Here is a 14,205-nt window from a genome sequence, read left to right as displayed (position 1 = left end):
ATGGACTTGGCCATTCTGGACAGGCATGGCGGGAGCCTGGATTATTATACTGGCGTACCTGTTGGACCGATGTATCGGAGATCCGCGGTGGATTCCCCACCCGGTGATTGGCATGGGAAAAGGCATCTCGGCATTGGAGCGTGTCATTCGCTCGCGTGTGCGCACAGAATTGGGGCTGAAGAGAGCGGGGCTGTTGTTCCCAATTGTGATTGCAGGGGGTTCTTTTGCCATCACCTGGGGACTCGTATATGTGCTTGGGCTGATTCATCCTGTCATTGCAGCGGCAGCTGAAGTGGTACTCATTGCAACGACCATTGCTTCAAAAGGGCTGAAGGATGCAGGTATGGAAGTGTATCGTCATCTGAAGCAGCAGGATTGGCCAGCGGCAAGACGTTCACTGGGCATGATTGTTGGACGTGATACGGCGCATCTGGACGAACCGGAGGTTGTGCGGGGAACGGTAGAGACAGTTGCCGAAAATATCGTGGATGCCATTGTATCACCGTTATTCTATGCGCTCATTGGAGGCGCTCCGCTTGCCATGGCTTATCGGGCCGTCAACACGCTGGATTCCATGGTCGGATATAAAAATGACAAGTATCTGCATCTTGGCTGGGCCTCGGCCCGTCTGGATGATGTGGCGAACTGGATACCTGCCCGGCTGACCGCGATTCTGTTAATCGTGGGTGCCTGGGTCATGAAGCAGGACGCCAAAGGAGCAGCACGCATGGTCGCACGGGATGCAAGACTGCACCCAAGTCCGAATAGCGGTTTTCCCGAATCTGCAGTGGCTGGAGCACTGGGCATCCGGCTTGGCGGACATAACGTGTATCACGGCGTTGCTTCGTTTCGTGCCTACATGGGCGAGGCCACAAGGCCGATGGAAGCCGAGGATATTGTGCAAACGTCACGTCTGATGTTCTGGTCGGCAGGGGCTTTTGTTGTACTGTGCGTGTTCATAACGCTGGGTGTGTGGATGGCAGGAGGGACGCTGTTATGGCCGTAAACAAAGGGAATGCAGGCAATGAAGTACATACGAATCAACCCGGCTCACTGAAGCGAAACATTCTGTGGGTCCGTCACGGGACAACGCTGTGGAATGTGGAAAAAAGATATCTGGGGCATACCGACATCGGTCTGCTGCCAAATGCCAAAGAAGAACTGGCTCCGCTTCATGAACAATTGAGCAGTGTTTCGTGGCACGAGGTATACTGCAGTGATCTGCTTCGCTGTCGGCAGACGCTGGAACAGATTCTTCCTGATGCTAGCGGACAGGTGAAGTTCGACTCACGCCTGCGTGAGAATGATTTTGGACAGTGGGAAGGGCTGACCTATGATCAGCTCAAGGATAACCGTGTGTACCGAAACTGGATAGATGCCCCGCAGGAGGTCACTCCGCCTGAGGGGGAATCGTGGCAGGATTTTACTGGACGGTTGAACTCCTTTCTCCAAGAGATGTTGTTGGAGGGCCGTCCTTCGACGCACGTTAATGAGGGGCGAGTGCCAACCATAGTTGTGGTCACACATGGTGGTGTCATCCGGTATGCCTTGTCCCGTCTGATTGCCGGGCTTGGGTTCAGGGATACACATGTCGTACCGGGACAGGCGATTCAGGTTCAGCTTGATCAACAGGGGAATCAGTGGTTTGGCAGCAGAGTGACTTTTCCGCCAATCGGGTTGTAAGGATGTACAATATACCCTATAATCACAACAGAAGTGTGACTTCAGCATGGATACAGATACGCTGCAGGTTGTGAAGCCTGAACGAGTATGTAGCATGCAGAGATTACACGGCAATGGTTTACCATATCAGCGACCAAGGGTCCCGCGTGTGAAGGCTGTTTTCATGGCAGATTACTACGAGTCATGAAACACACAGGGTGAAATGGGGAAGCCGGTGCAAATCCGGCACGGTCCCGCCACTGTAAAACAGGATGATTCCTGTAAGTCAGGTTACCTGCCCTGGACGTACAAACCGGTGTTCCTTCGAGGAAAGGACAGCGTTTCGGGCTATTCTATGCGCATGGACAACCCTTGGTTGAACATGTACAGATCGCCATATGCGAGACGTCATCCCTGATCCTTGTCCAAGGATTGGGGATTTTTTATTGTTCATGTAAGATAAACCGAATTTTTACACGTTAACGAAGAGTGCAGGACCGATCTGAAGAAACGGAGTGTTCGCTTAAAGCTTTCTACAAGAAAGCTACATCGGAAGCATAAGCTTATCCCCGGATTTTCCCTTTCGAAAAGGGAAAATCCGGGGATAACAGCGATCGGAAGATGGTACTGCAATCGGAGTGGACTTGTGTAAAATGGATGGGTTTAACTTGTACAGGAACACCAAGACATGGGGAGTAAGAGTTCAAGCACGATGCAAGAAAATAGTACAGATAGAGAAGGGGAGAATAACAGAATGAATTTCAAAAATTGGAAAAGCGTAGCGTCACTGCTAAGTGCAGCGGCACTTGCACTGGCTTTGGCCGGATGTGGCAATGCAACAACAAACGAGGGCACAGGTACTTCACAGCAACCGGCACAGGAGCAGTCCCAAGGCCAGGCGCAGACGGACCTCAAAACACAATATCCACTGACAGTTACGGATGCAACGGGTGAATCATTCACCTTTGAAAAGGCACCTGCCAAAATTGTATCCGTGTCTCCGGCTGAGACGGAATCCCTGTTTGCCCTTGGATTGGACGATCAGATCGTTGGTGTATCGGACTATGACGATTATCCGGAAGCAGCAACAACCAAAGCTAAAATGGGCGGTATCACCAAGCCCAATGAAGAGTCCATCATTGCCGCAGAAGCCGACATCGTCTTCACAGGTATCTCGATGAGCGAAGATGCAGTGAAAAAGCTGCGCGAACTGGGCATTACCATTTTCAAAACGGATCCTAAATCCATTGACGATGTGATGAATAATATCGAAACCTTCGGTAAAATCACCGATCATCAGGAAAAAGCACAAGAAATCATCACCCAGATGAAACAGGACGTGACAGATGTAACCGAAGCGGTGAAGGCCGTTAAACCGGAAGAGAAGAAAAAAGTATACGTTGAATTCTCCCCAGGTTGGTCGGTAGGTAAAGGTGAGTTCATGGACGAACTGATCACCGTAGCCGGAGGAACCAATATTGCTTCGGACAAAGAAGGCTGGTACCAGATCAATGAAGAAAATGTGATCGCCTCCAACCCGGATGTGATTTTGTATGCTAATGATGTCATTGATGAAAACTCCAAAACACTGGATCAGATCATCAAGGCGCGCAGCGGCTGGGATCAAATTACCGCTGTGAAAAATGACGCGGTTATTGGCCTGGATGCCAACCTGCTGAGCCGTCCGGGTCCACGGGTAACTCAAGGGCTGAAAGAAGTAGCCAAAGCGATCTACCCTGACTTGTTCCAATGAGTAAAAAGCTGATCCTGTTCGGAACGACGGGCATGGTGCTGCTGGTGCTCACCGTGCTCATCTGCACGAGCATTGGTTCAGTAGCGTTGCCGATCCGGGATATTGCAGGCATCCTGATTCACAAAATCCCCTGGGTGGGAGATTGGATTACACCGGATTGGAATAAGGCAGCCGAACAGATTATCTGGAAAGTCAGATTCCCACGTGTACTGCTTGCTGTGCTCGTGGGCGCATCGTTGGCGATTGCCGGTGCGGGATTCCAGGGGGTTCTTCGGAACCCACTGGCAGACCCGTTCACCCTGGGCGTATCATCCGGTGCTTCGGTGGGTGCAGCCTTTCTGATTTTCTTCGGATTGCAGTATGCACTGATCGGAATCTGGACGTTGCCACTGGTGGCGTTTTTGACGGGTGTAATCACGTTATGGTTTGTTATGGCACTGGCTCGTGAAGGGCGTAAAATACCTACACATAGCCTCATACTGGCTGGTGTGGTCATGCAAAGTTTCCTGGGCGCAGTTGTTTCCTTCCTGTCGACCATGTCGAAACAGACGATTAATGAAATTATATACTGGACGATGGGAAGTCTGGCTCTGCGTGGGTGGTCGTATACGGCCATCCTTTTCCCGTATTTTCTGTTAGGGCTGGTCTTTCTCTGGAGCCGCGCACGCTCGTTGAATGTGCTTGCACTGGGAGAACGTCAAGCCGCACATATCGGGATCGGAGTGGACAGACTCAAGCTGTCCGTGCTGGCAGTTGGCACACTGCTGACTGCTGGGGCTGTCTCGGTATCGGGTGTCATCGGATTCGTTGGATTGGTGATCCCGCATATGTTGAGGCTGCTGGTGGGACCGGATTACCGACTGTTGGTACCTTTGTCTGCAATTGGTGGAGCGATCTTCATGGTGTGGGCCGATACCATCGCAAGGTCGTTGCTGGCGCCAACTGAAATTCCGCTCGGTGTTGTCACCGCCTTTGTTGGTGCACCGTTCTTTGCTTACCTGCTGCACCGGAACAAAAAGTTGCAGAAGGGGATGATGCCATGAATTCCAGTACCAGTTCCAACTCGACTTCACTTATCTCCATTAAGGGAGCAGGGAAGTCATATGGCAATCATCAGGCATTGCGTAGTGTAGACTGGAATGTTGGTGAAGGTGACTGGTGGGGAGTTGTTGGTCCAAACGGCAGCGGAAAGTCCACCCTGATCCAGCTTATTGCCGGAACGGAACAGTTAAGCGAAGGTCAGATCCGTATCGATGGTCGAGACATCGGCTCTTACAGCCGTAAGGACCTGTCGCGCATGATCGCTGTATTGCAGCAGGACGGCCTGCCAGCTATCTCCTATCCCGTGCGGGATGTGGTGGAGATGGGGCGGTATCCGTACCAGAACTGGCTGGGGCGTGAAGCGGGTGATGGGGCACTTGTAGTGGACAAGGTGCTTGAAGATCTAGGATTGACAGAGCTGGCGGACAGACCGCTGGATGCACTCAGCGGCGGGCAACGGCAGCGAGTCGCACTAGCCAAAGTTATGGCTCAGGAGCCGAGGTTACTGCTGCTGGACGAGCCGACCACGTTTCTGGATATTAAATATCAATTGCAATTCATGGAATTGTTATCGGCATGGCGACAGAGGACTAACATTACAATTGTGGCTGTGCTGCATGATCTGAATCTGGCCGCGTTATTTTGCGATCACATTCTGGCGCTGCGTGAGGGATTGACGGTTGGAAAGGGCACGCCTCATACGTTGATCAACGATGAGAATATCCAGGACATATTTCGCGTCAAACCCGCGATTGTCTCCCATCCCGACCATGCCATACCTCAATTGCTGCTGCGGCGGGACATCGATTAAATGAAGCGGGGCAACCCATATTTTGATGAAGGAAGTGCTGGTTGTATGAATAATGAACAGGTGTTGGAGCATTTAATAAGTAAGATTACTGCTCCTGATCAGGAAGTCGCGGCAGAAACCTCTGCGCATGTGGATTCGTTGACGAAGCCGCCCGGGAGCCTGGGCAAATTGGAAGAGCTGGTGATCCGCCTGGCAGGCATGACGGGTAATGCACGTCCGCGTTTTGATCACAGGGCGGTCATTGTCATGGCCGCAGATCACGGCGTAGTGGAAGAAGGCATCAGTGCTTTTCCTGCTGAAGTGACCCCGCAGATGGTTCTGAATTTCCTCGCTGGAGGCGCTGCGGTGAATGTGCTTGCTCGTCACGCCGGAGCTGATGTGATCTGTGTGGATATCGGTGTGAATGCCGATCTTGAACATCCGGACCTGCTTTCCCGTAAAATTCGCAAAGGCACGGCCAACATGGCCCGAGGGGCAGCGATGACCCGGGATGAGGCAGTTCGGGCTATCCTTGCAGGAGCCGAAGTTGTAGCGGCAGAAGTGGCGAAGGGAACACAGCTGTTTGTCACCGGGGAGATGGGAATTGGCAACACCACTGCAAGTGCTGCGGTAATGAGCGCGTTAACCGGAGTTGCACCAGCTGCCGCCGTGGGGCGAGGAACCGGCATTGATGATGCAGGCTTGCAGCGCAAGGCTGCTGTAGTCAGCCGGGCGCTTAGCGTAAACGCACCGAACCCGGAAGATGCACTGGATGTTCTGTGCAAGGTGGGTGGACTGGAGATTGCCGGACTCACAGGGGTTATTCTCGCGGCGGCGGCTCATCGTTGCCCGGTCGTTGTAGACGGGTTCATCTCTACCGCCGCAGCGCTGGTGGCAAGACAACTTGCACCTCTGAGTACAGCTTATATGATCGCTTCACATACTTCACACGAAAATGGACATGGAGCGCTGCTGCGTGAACTGGATTTAAAATCGATGCTGGATCTGGATATGCGTCTGGGTGAAGGCACAGGCGGCGTGCTTAGTCTTCATCTGATTGACGCAGCATGTCTCATTCTGAACGAGATGGCTACCTTTGCAAGCGCGGGTGTCTCAGACGGGGCAAGCCATGCTTCGGACTCCGCAGCGTCGGTTGATTCATCGCTGCAAGGAGAGAGTTCCCGATGAGCGTACTGGTGACAGGCGGCGCACGCAGTGGCAAAAGCTCCTTTGCCGAGCGTCTCTGCATGCAGCGTTCCTCGGAGGCGTGGTATGTGGCGACAGCTCAGGCGTACGATGATGAAATGCGTGAGCGTATCGCCATGCATCAGCATCAGCGCGAGGCATCAGGGTATCTGTGGCACACGATGGAAGAGCCGATACATCTGCCTGCTTTGATAAGCCGCATGGGTGAAGGGCATACAGGGACTTCTGCACCCACCATTCTGGTGGATTGCCTGACGCTGTGGCTGACAAATGTTTTGTTAGCACATGAGCATGACGAGAAGCAGGTGTTACAGGCACATTTGGACGCGCTGGTTGAAGCGATTCGAACCTATCCAGGTTTGCTTGTTTTGGTTACAAATGAAGTGGGAGATGGGATCGTACCGGAATATGCCCTTGGCAGAAAATATCGGGATTTGGCCGGTGTACTGAATCAGCGTATTGCGGCGATATGCGGTGAAGTGTTTCTGGTGACCGTAGGCATTGCGATTGAACTAAAAAGCAAGGAGTACCGCTTATGAAGGATGGTACGCCTGCTCCTCAGCGTAAACATGCGGCGGCAGCCGCTTTTCAATTTTTGTCCCGTTTCCCTGTCAAAATGCAAATCGATTTTGTCCCGCCATTGCTGCGGGAAAGTGTAGTCTTTTATCCGCTGGTCGGTGCTGCAATCGGTCTGTGTGTCTGGCTCGCGGGAGCCTTAAGTGGTGCAGTGCTTCCGGCCTTTCCGGCTGCCGTCCTGACCTTGACGTTATGGGTATGGCTCACCGGAGGACTCCATCTTGACGGATGGATGGATACGGCGGATGGCTTGCTCAGTTATCGTACCCGTGAACGGATGCTGGAGATTATGAAGGACAGCCGTGTCGGGGCGATGGGGGTAATTGCTTGTGTGCTTCTACTCATGATGAAAGCTGCGCTGATCGCCGATTTTATTGCCCGGGGCCACTGGGTGTATGGTGCGCTGCTGATCCTGCCCATGATCTGGAGCCGCTGGTTCATGGTGTATGCAATGTCCGCCTGGCCGAATGCGCGCGAAGATGATGGACTTGCTGTATTGTTCAAAGGTCTGGGTGAGCGGAAGGAGGTCCAGCGTGCACGAAGTTCAGCTGTGGGCCTGACCTTAATCGCAGGGGCAATTACGTTTGCCGCGGTGTGGCTTTTCAAGCCGGATATGGGGATTGCGGATGCAATGGTGAGTGGTCTGGGTACACTGCCATGGTGGCTATACCCGGTGGCGGCAGTTATTATACTGCCTGTGGCGTGTTATTATATCGGCCGATTCGTGGCTGCCCGGATCAGTGAACGGCTAGGCGGTTTGACCGGGGATACGTATGGTGCCATGAATGAGCTGCTGGAGGCGGCTTTGTTGACCGTGCTGAGTGTGCTTCAAGGACTGTTCTGGCTGTAACTTTTGAAGTATGAAGCAGTATGAAAGTGTTACGCATGAGGTTGGGAGCAAGGTGATCTGGATATAACACGGAGACAGGGGGAGAGAGCGTGGAAGATAGGCCATTACAACCAGCGGCGGTACTGATGCTGCAAGGAACGGCTTCGGATGTAGGCAAAAGTGTCATCACAACGGCATTATGCCGGATTTTTAAGCAGGATGGTTTCAAGCCTGCTCCGTTCAAGTCACAGAATATGGCACTGAATTCCTATGTGACAGAAGATGGCAAGGAGATTGGTCGGGCTCAGGGGGCACAAGCCGAAGCCTGCGGTATTGAGGCGACAACCGATATGAATCCAATCCTGATCAAGCCGGTGCGGGACATGCATTCGCAGATCGTGGTACATGGTGTACCTTTTGCCCAGATGAGTGCATCGGACTACCGTCAGCATTTCCTGCCTGAAGCAAAGCAGACGGTGATGGATGCGCTGAACCGGCTACGGGATACCTATGATATTGTGCTGATGGAAGGAGCGGGTAGTCCGGCCGAGATCAATCTGAAGGATCGGGATATCGTCAACATGAATCTGGCAGGCTGGGCCGATGCACCGGTGATTCTGATCTCCGATATTGATCGGGGCGGGGTGTTTGCTTCCATTGTAGGTACGCTGGAGCTGCTGGAACCCCATGAGGTGGCGCGTGTCAAAGGGTTCATTATCAACAAGTTCCGCGGTGATCTGTCCCTGTTGCAGCCAGGACTCGACTGGCTTGAAGAACGGACAGGCATTCCAGTATTGGGTGTATTGCCTTACATAAGAGATATTCAGATTGAAGCAGAGGATTCAGTGGTGCTGGACTCCATGCGCCATGGAAAATCCGGCAAAACCGAGCTGGATCTGGCGGTGATCCGATATCCGCGAATTTCCAACTTTACAGACTTTGATGCACTTTCCCGTGAACCGGATGTGAATGTACGTTACGTGACCTCGCCAGAGGAATTGGGCAGTCCGGATGCCATTCTTCTACCGGGTACGAAGGATACCATAGGTGACCTGGCATATCTGCGTGAGTCTGGGCTGGAGCAGGCGATTGCCAGTCAGACCGAGCGTGAGCATGTTCAGCTCGTAGGAATATGTGGCGGATACCAGATGCTGGGACGTCATCTGAAGGACCCGTTTGCTGTGGAGGCGAATCAGATCCAGGAAGCAAAAGGACTTGGCTGGCTCCCGCTATCGACAACGTTTCTTCAGGAAAAGCAGACTGTCAGAGCATCCGGACGGGTGCAGCCTGATCACCCGATTCGTCTGTATGGTGAGCGAGATGTAACAGATGTTTCATTACCTGTTAATGGATATGAGATTCATATGGGTGTTACGGAGTGCCACGAGCCTGAACGGGTAACCGCGTTGTTTGAAATCTCACATCCAGGTGGTCAACCTTTCCAAGAAGGCTGGGGCTCAGTAGATGGCAGCGTGTGGGGAACCTACCTGCATGGTTTGTTTGAAAGTGATCAATTCCGACGTTCGTGGCTGAATGCCTTGCGTGAAGGTAAAGGACTGCCGCCGCTTCAGGAGACATATAGTGCGCATGAACGTAAGGAGATGGAGTTCGATCGAGTAGCTGAATCATTGCGTTCGTCATTGGATATGAAGCGTGTGTACGAGATTATGGGTGTTCAGGCACCCGAGTGAAACAACAATACCCCCATGTCCGACAACCCGTTCTCTAGAAACGGAATGTTAGCGGCATGGGGGCATTGTATATCCTATGATTAGTATGAGGTTTAAAACAGGTGATGATAGGTTAATGGTTAACCTGTTAGTTTATTTTGAAATTTTTCATGGCGGATTGAAGCTCTACAGCTTGTTCATGCAGATGACGAACTGTATTCGAATGGGAATCCATCTCGCTGAGCTGCAGGTCTGCTGTTGAAGCAATCTGTAACATGCTCTCACGAGATTTGGTCGTAATCTGTGCCGTTTCTTCTACGGATGCACTCACTTCTTCAGCACCAGCGGATACTTGTTGTGTAGAAGCAGAGACGGTCTGGATGGTCAGATTCACGTTCTGAATCAATTCATTCAGCTGCTGGAAGGCTGAGCCTGCTTGTTGAACGACAGTTGTGCCTGAACCAATCTCCCGGGTTACACGGTTCATGGCGTCAACGGAGCGTTCAGCGTCTTCACGAATGGTACCCAGATAATCCGAAATTTCTTCGGTGGCTGTCTTGGATTGCTCGGCAAGTTTGCGAACTTCTCCAGCAACAACAGCGAATCCGCGACCATGCTCTCCGGCACGTGCTGCTTCGATGGAGGCGTTGAGTGACAGCATGTTAATCTGTTTGGTGATCTCAAAAATGGAAGCAACAATGGTGCCGATGGCTACCGAACGTTCATTCATAGTTTCCACATAACGCAACGATTCGCTTGCTGTCTGGCCTACACGCTCCATCTGCTCAATGGCATTCTGAGCCAGTCGGTTACCGTTAACTGCCTCGTTCGCTGCTTCACCAATCTGGTCAGACACTTCGGCAGAAGATGAAGCAATATGCATGATACCTTGCGTAATTTCTTCCATAGCTCTGGCATTCTCGGATGCGCTTGACGCAATGCTGATGCTTCCTTTTTCTGCATCTTCTGCGGAGCGGCTGGAGTTTCGAACCATACCGGACATCGATTCAACCCGCTGAAGCAGGTCATTGGAGCCTGATACAACTTCATTGGACGTAGACAAGGCACGGCTAATCATTTCTTTCAGGTTATGCGTCATCGTCTGGAAGCTAGCGGCAAGCTGGGCAATTTCATCTTTACCTTTGATCTCTAGCTCAGCGGTCAGATCACCTTGGGAAATTTGTTTACTATGTTGGACCAGCTTGATGATCGGTTTGGTCACTCTTTTGATCATACTAGTGGAGATAAGCCAGCCGAGCACAAACACTAATGCTGTAATCCCAAGACACAACCAGAAAATCTGGGTAATCTTGTCTTGAATGAACTGGGCATCCATGCTGACAGCCATAATCATGTTACTTCCTGCAATGGGGATAAAGGCTGCTTTATGTACACCAAAGGAATCGGAGTAGACCTCGCTGATTACCATTTCTTTGTTCTCAATAGCTGCATTCATTGCGGGTTCTACACTAATCTCATCCTGGGCTTTCATGTTTGAAGAAGGGTTGGCCACAACGACTTTGGCTGAGCCATCTTGAATAGCAACAACGTAAGCCGCATCCAGATTATGTTCTTTTGCTTTATCTGCCAGGTACGATTCCACGGTCATGGCAGCACCTTCAGAACCGGCTCCGCCACTCTGTACCTGTAGGATTTTGGATGCTGAAGTATTCTTGTATATATCCTGAATGGACGTGTTAAGGACTTTGTCAAACTGCGGCAGCACGTAGCTTTGAATAATATTCATCGATACGGCATAAAAACTGATACTGAACAACAGGGAAGCAACCAGCAAGACGAGGAACAAGGTGCCTCTGATTTTACCGGCAACGGTGCGATTACGAAACATATGATCATCCTTTCACGTCAAGTTCATTAACATTGTCGCTTTTCCGTAATCCTAAGACCTATCTACCAATGAAGAAAGACCTAAATTGAACATTGAGAAAACTTGGGAATAAGCGGATATACCTATATTACAAAATTAACCGGAGGTTGAATAGAACAATTTTCACGATTTGATGTATTTTTTTCAGAAATAGATGAATCTGTTACATGCATATTACATAATATCAATTAATACCTACCAGAATAGTTTGTTATATGTTATATTGTAAAATGTCTTTGTCGGAAGTACAAAAGATAGAAGAGAAAACCGGATATGTTCCGGTTACACACATGCCTGAGGAGGATTTAAAGAAATGGATACTTTTCTAATCATATTGAATGTAGTGGTTATGCTTGTCTTACTTGGCATCCTCTACTGGATGCAGAAAAAGCATATCTCCTTTACGAAACGCGTATTTGCGGGTCTGGGACTGGGGGTTGTGTACGGGGTTATTCTTCAATTGGTGTACACATCAGGTTCTGATGTAGTTACGAAATCAGTCGATTGGTTCAATCTGGTCGGTTCAGGATATGTTCGTTTGTTGCAAATGGTCGTGATCCCATTGATCATGGTGTCCATCATCTCGGCCATTATGAATCTGAAGGGCAAACAAAATCTCGGCAAGATGAGTGTTTCCATTATTGCCATTCTGTTGATCACGACAGCGATTGCCGCAGGGGTCAGCATTGTGACCAGTCTGGGCTTCAACCTGACTTCCATTGAGATTCAAGGAGGAGACCGGGAGAATGCGCAGATTCAGAAGGTGGAGGAACGGCTTGTTGATGTGAAGGATCAGACCATCCCGCAGCAAGTGCTGGAATTCATTCCTTCGAATCCATTTGCAGATATGACAGGAGAACGCCGTACATCCACACTGGCGGTGGTTATTTTCTCCGCGTTTATCGGTGTAGCCGTACTTGGACTGGATCGCAAAAAACCTCAGCAGGCGGAGACGTTCCGCGGTATGGTTAATGCGGTATATGCGGTGGTTATGCGAATTGTTACACTGGTGCTGAGGCTTACGCCTTACGGGATTTTAGCACTGATTACAAAGGTAACGGCGACAACCAATGCGGAAGAGATATTAAAGCTCATCAAATTCGTGATTGCGTCTTATATCGCGCTGGCGATCATGTTTATTATTCATCTGATCATTATCTCTCTGTCCGGCTTCAACCCGGTTACGTATTTGAAGAAGGTGCTGCCAACACTGGTATTTGCCTTTACGTCCCGTTCAAGTGCAGCGGCGATCCCGCTGAATGTGGAGACACAGACGAAGAAACTCGGCGTATCGGACGGTATTGCGAACCTGTCTGCAAGCTTTGGGGCTACGATTGGGCAAAACGGCTGCGCCGGGATCTATCCGGCCATGCTGGCGGTAATGATTGCTCCGACGGTCGGCATCGACCCGCTGAGCTGGGACTTCATTGTGACTTTGATCCTCGTAGTCATGATCAGTTCGTTTGGTGTGGCTGGCGTTGGCGGCGGGGCAACCTTCGCTTCCCTGATCGTATTGTCCACCATGAATCTGCCTGTGGCTCTGGTTGGACTGCTCATTTCCGTGGAGCCGCTGATCGACATGGGTCGTACAGCGCTTAACGTGAACGGGTCAATGACATCAGGACTCGTGACGAGCAGAATTTTGAAGGAAAACGATCGGGACACGTTTAACGATCAAAGCCGTGAACTGGATTCTGCGGCTCACGCTTAATACAGAATGGAGTAGATAAAAGCTCACATTAAGATAGCTAGAGCCGTCTACAAATCAAGTGAGAAAAGCCGTCCTTCGGGTAAATCCGGAGGGCGGTTTTTTTGCGGCAATCAAACTATGCTGTGCACGGTGGTGAAGCAGTTTTCTTTTTCGATAAACGGGGCAAGGGGAATCGGGGTAGGAAAAACTAGTATGGTCGAGAGAGACAGAGGAGGAATATAAAAGGGATCGTAGTCACTCAGGCACACTTGGAGTTATTTAGTTCTGTTCATGGGACGAGAAATGTGATAGAGTATTCATGTTTTGGCCCTGAGCCAAACCGCGGTTCGTAACCATCCCGCGTAATCAAAACTAGGAAGGCAGTGTATGTATTTATGTTTAACTTAGGGTGGGGAGCAGTTTTTGTTCTCGTAACTTATGGATTTTTCCTGCTGTGTTACCGCTTGTTCGGTAAAAAAGGTCTCTATGCCTGGATTGGTGTGGCTACGGTTATAGCCAACATTCAGGTGACCAAAACGATAGATATCATGGGAATTGTGCTGACGCTTGGTAACACGATGTATGTCAGCATGTACCTGACCAGTGACCTTCTTAATGAGAAGTATGGACCAGGTGAGGCACGCAAAGCCGTATGGTTCGGTTTTTTCACGCTCATCATGACAACGGTTCTGATGCAGATGGTGTTGTACTTTGACCCGGCACCAACGGACTTTGCACAGGAATCTATGGTGAAGCTGTTTGGACTGCTGCCACGTTTGGCACTCGGAAGTCTGACGGCATACTTCATAAGCCAGTTCCTGGATGTTCGATTGTACTCTTGGCTGCGCAAGGTGGCCCCAGGGCGCAATCAGTTGTGGATTCGCACCAACGGTAGTTCGATCATCAGTTCATTTGTGGATACACTGGTGTTCTGTACGATCGCGTTTGCGTTCATCTATCCTTGGGATGTTTGGCTGGAAATCTTCCTGACGACGTATATTATCAAATTTGTATTAACTGCGGTCGGAACGCCATTTCTGTATGCCGCACGCAGCTTTAAGTTTAAGGATGAAGCTTAGACAATATTCAAAGAGTATAAT

At 50.6% G+C, this 14,205-nt stretch carries 12 protein-coding genes and 1 riboswitch; of the genes, 11 read left to right on the top strand and 1 reads right to left on the bottom strand.

What is annotated here, in order from left to right:
• The first annotated feature begins 25 nt into the window (after positions 1-25).
• From cbiB to AC6CIF_RS09625, 9 genes are all read left to right on the top strand, one after another.
• A complete protein-coding gene (gene cbiB / locus AC6CIF_RS09665; RefSeq protein ID WP_498199689.1) occupies positions 26-1,006 on the top strand; it encodes an adenosylcobinamide-phosphate synthase CbiB in 981 nt (326 codons plus the stop codon).
• Positions 997-1,683, top strand: coding sequence for a histidine phosphatase family protein (locus AC6CIF_RS09660; protein WP_498199327.1), 687 nt, complete (start codon positions 997-999; stop codon positions 1,681-1,683). The genes cbiB and AC6CIF_RS09660 overlap by 10 nt, the downstream gene beginning before the upstream one ends.
• A gap of 147 nt (positions 1,684-1,830) precedes the next feature.
• A riboswitch (cobalamin riboswitch) is annotated at positions 1,831-1,979 on the top strand.
• Between the two features lie 437 nt (positions 1,980-2,416).
• Positions 2,417-3,415, top strand: a complete 999-nt coding sequence (locus AC6CIF_RS09655; protein WP_076209437.1) for an ABC transporter substrate-binding protein — start codon at positions 2,417-2,419, stop codon at positions 3,413-3,415.
• Positions 3,412-4,458 carry a FecCD family ABC transporter permease gene (locus AC6CIF_RS09650; RefSeq protein WP_498199325.1) on the top strand — a complete coding sequence of 349 codons (1,047 nt, stop codon included), beginning with the start codon at positions 3,412-3,414 and terminating at the stop codon, positions 4,456-4,458. Before AC6CIF_RS09655 ends, AC6CIF_RS09650 begins: the two co-directional genes overlap by 4 nt.
• Entirely contained in the window at positions 4,455-5,267 is an 813-nt protein-coding gene (locus tag AC6CIF_RS09645) for an ABC transporter ATP-binding protein (protein WP_498199324.1), read from the top strand. Before AC6CIF_RS09650 ends, AC6CIF_RS09645 begins: the two co-directional genes overlap by 4 nt.
• A 45-nt stretch (positions 5,268-5,312) precedes the next feature.
• Positions 5,313-6,434, top strand: a complete 1,122-nt coding sequence (gene cobT / locus AC6CIF_RS09640) for a nicotinate-nucleotide--dimethylbenzimidazole phosphoribosyltransferase (protein WP_498199322.1) — start codon at positions 5,313-5,315, stop codon at positions 6,432-6,434.
• Positions 6,431-6,991, top strand: coding sequence for a bifunctional adenosylcobinamide kinase/adenosylcobinamide-phosphate guanylyltransferase (cobU, locus tag AC6CIF_RS09635; RefSeq protein ID WP_427436059.1), 561 nt, complete (start codon positions 6,431-6,433; stop codon positions 6,989-6,991). Before cobT ends, cobU begins: the two co-directional genes overlap by 4 nt.
• Complete coding sequence (locus tag AC6CIF_RS09630; RefSeq protein ID WP_498199320.1) at positions 6,988-7,878, top strand: adenosylcobinamide-GDP ribazoletransferase; 891 nt, start codon at positions 6,988-6,990, stop codon at positions 7,876-7,878. The genes cobU and AC6CIF_RS09630 overlap by 4 nt, the downstream gene beginning before the upstream one ends.
• A 125-nt stretch (positions 7,879-8,003) precedes the next feature.
• A complete protein-coding gene (locus AC6CIF_RS09625) occupies positions 8,004-9,548 on the top strand; it encodes a cobyric acid synthase (protein WP_498199688.1) in 1,545 nt (514 codons plus the stop codon).
• A gap of 127 nt (positions 9,549-9,675) precedes the next feature.
• Here the strand turns inward: AC6CIF_RS09625 and AC6CIF_RS09620 are convergent, their stop codons facing one another.
• Entirely contained in the window at positions 9,676-11,376 is a 1,701-nt protein-coding gene (locus tag AC6CIF_RS09620; protein ID WP_341131368.1) for a methyl-accepting chemotaxis protein, read from the bottom strand.
• 352 nt (positions 11,377-11,728) lie between these two features.
• On the opposite strand from AC6CIF_RS09620, the gene AC6CIF_RS09615 reads away from it, so the two are divergent.
• Positions 11,729-13,126 (top strand): L-cystine transporter, encoded by a 1,398-nt coding sequence (locus tag AC6CIF_RS09615; RefSeq protein ID WP_498199318.1) that lies wholly within the window; start codon positions 11,729-11,731, stop codon positions 13,124-13,126.
• A gap of 374 nt (positions 13,127-13,500) precedes the next feature.
• Complete coding sequence (locus tag AC6CIF_RS09610; protein WP_498199316.1) at positions 13,501-14,184, top strand: queuosine precursor transporter; 684 nt, start codon at positions 13,501-13,503, stop codon at positions 14,182-14,184.
• Positions 14,185-14,205 lie beyond the last annotated feature (21 nt).

This window comes from Paenibacillus sp. GQ49, assembly GCF_059759055.1.
This window is presented reverse-complemented; position numbering and strand designations above follow the sequence as displayed.

What these genes read in the sequence shown, in the direction of transcription:
- cbiB (WP_498199689.1), top strand. Translation starts at nt 26, where the DNA reads ATGGCGGGAGCCTGGATTATTATACTGGCGTACCTGTTGGACCGATGT.
- AC6CIF_RS09660 (WP_498199327.1), top strand. Translation starts at nt 997, where the DNA reads ATGGCCGTAAACAAAGGGAATGCAGGCAATGAAGTACATACGAATCAA.
- AC6CIF_RS09655 (WP_076209437.1), top strand. Translation starts at nt 2,417, where the DNA reads ATGAATTTCAAAAATTGGAAAAGCGTAGCGTCACTGCTAAGTGCAGCG.
- AC6CIF_RS09650 (WP_498199325.1), top strand. Translation starts at nt 3,412, where the DNA reads ATGAGTAAAAAGCTGATCCTGTTCGGAACGACGGGCATGGTGCTGCTG.
- AC6CIF_RS09645 (WP_498199324.1), top strand. Translation starts at nt 4,455, where the DNA reads ATGAATTCCAGTACCAGTTCCAACTCGACTTCACTTATCTCCATTAAG.
- cobT (WP_498199322.1), top strand. Translation starts at nt 5,313, where the DNA reads ATGAATAATGAACAGGTGTTGGAGCATTTAATAAGTAAGATTACTGCT.
- cobU (WP_427436059.1), top strand. Translation starts at nt 6,431, where the DNA reads ATGAGCGTACTGGTGACAGGCGGCGCACGCAGTGGCAAAAGCTCCTTT.
- AC6CIF_RS09630 (WP_498199320.1), top strand. Translation starts at nt 6,988, where the DNA reads ATGAAGGATGGTACGCCTGCTCCTCAGCGTAAACATGCGGCGGCAGCC.
- AC6CIF_RS09625 (WP_498199688.1), top strand. Translation starts at nt 8,004, where the DNA reads ATGCTGCAAGGAACGGCTTCGGATGTAGGCAAAAGTGTCATCACAACG.
- AC6CIF_RS09620 (WP_341131368.1), bottom strand. Translation starts at nt 11,376, where the DNA reads ATGTTTCGTAATCGCACCGTTGCCGGTAAAATCAGAGGCACCTTGTTC.
- AC6CIF_RS09615 (WP_498199318.1), top strand. Translation starts at nt 11,729, where the DNA reads ATGGATACTTTTCTAATCATATTGAATGTAGTGGTTATGCTTGTCTTA.
- AC6CIF_RS09610 (WP_498199316.1), top strand. Translation starts at nt 13,501, where the DNA reads ATGTTTAACTTAGGGTGGGGAGCAGTTTTTGTTCTCGTAACTTATGGA.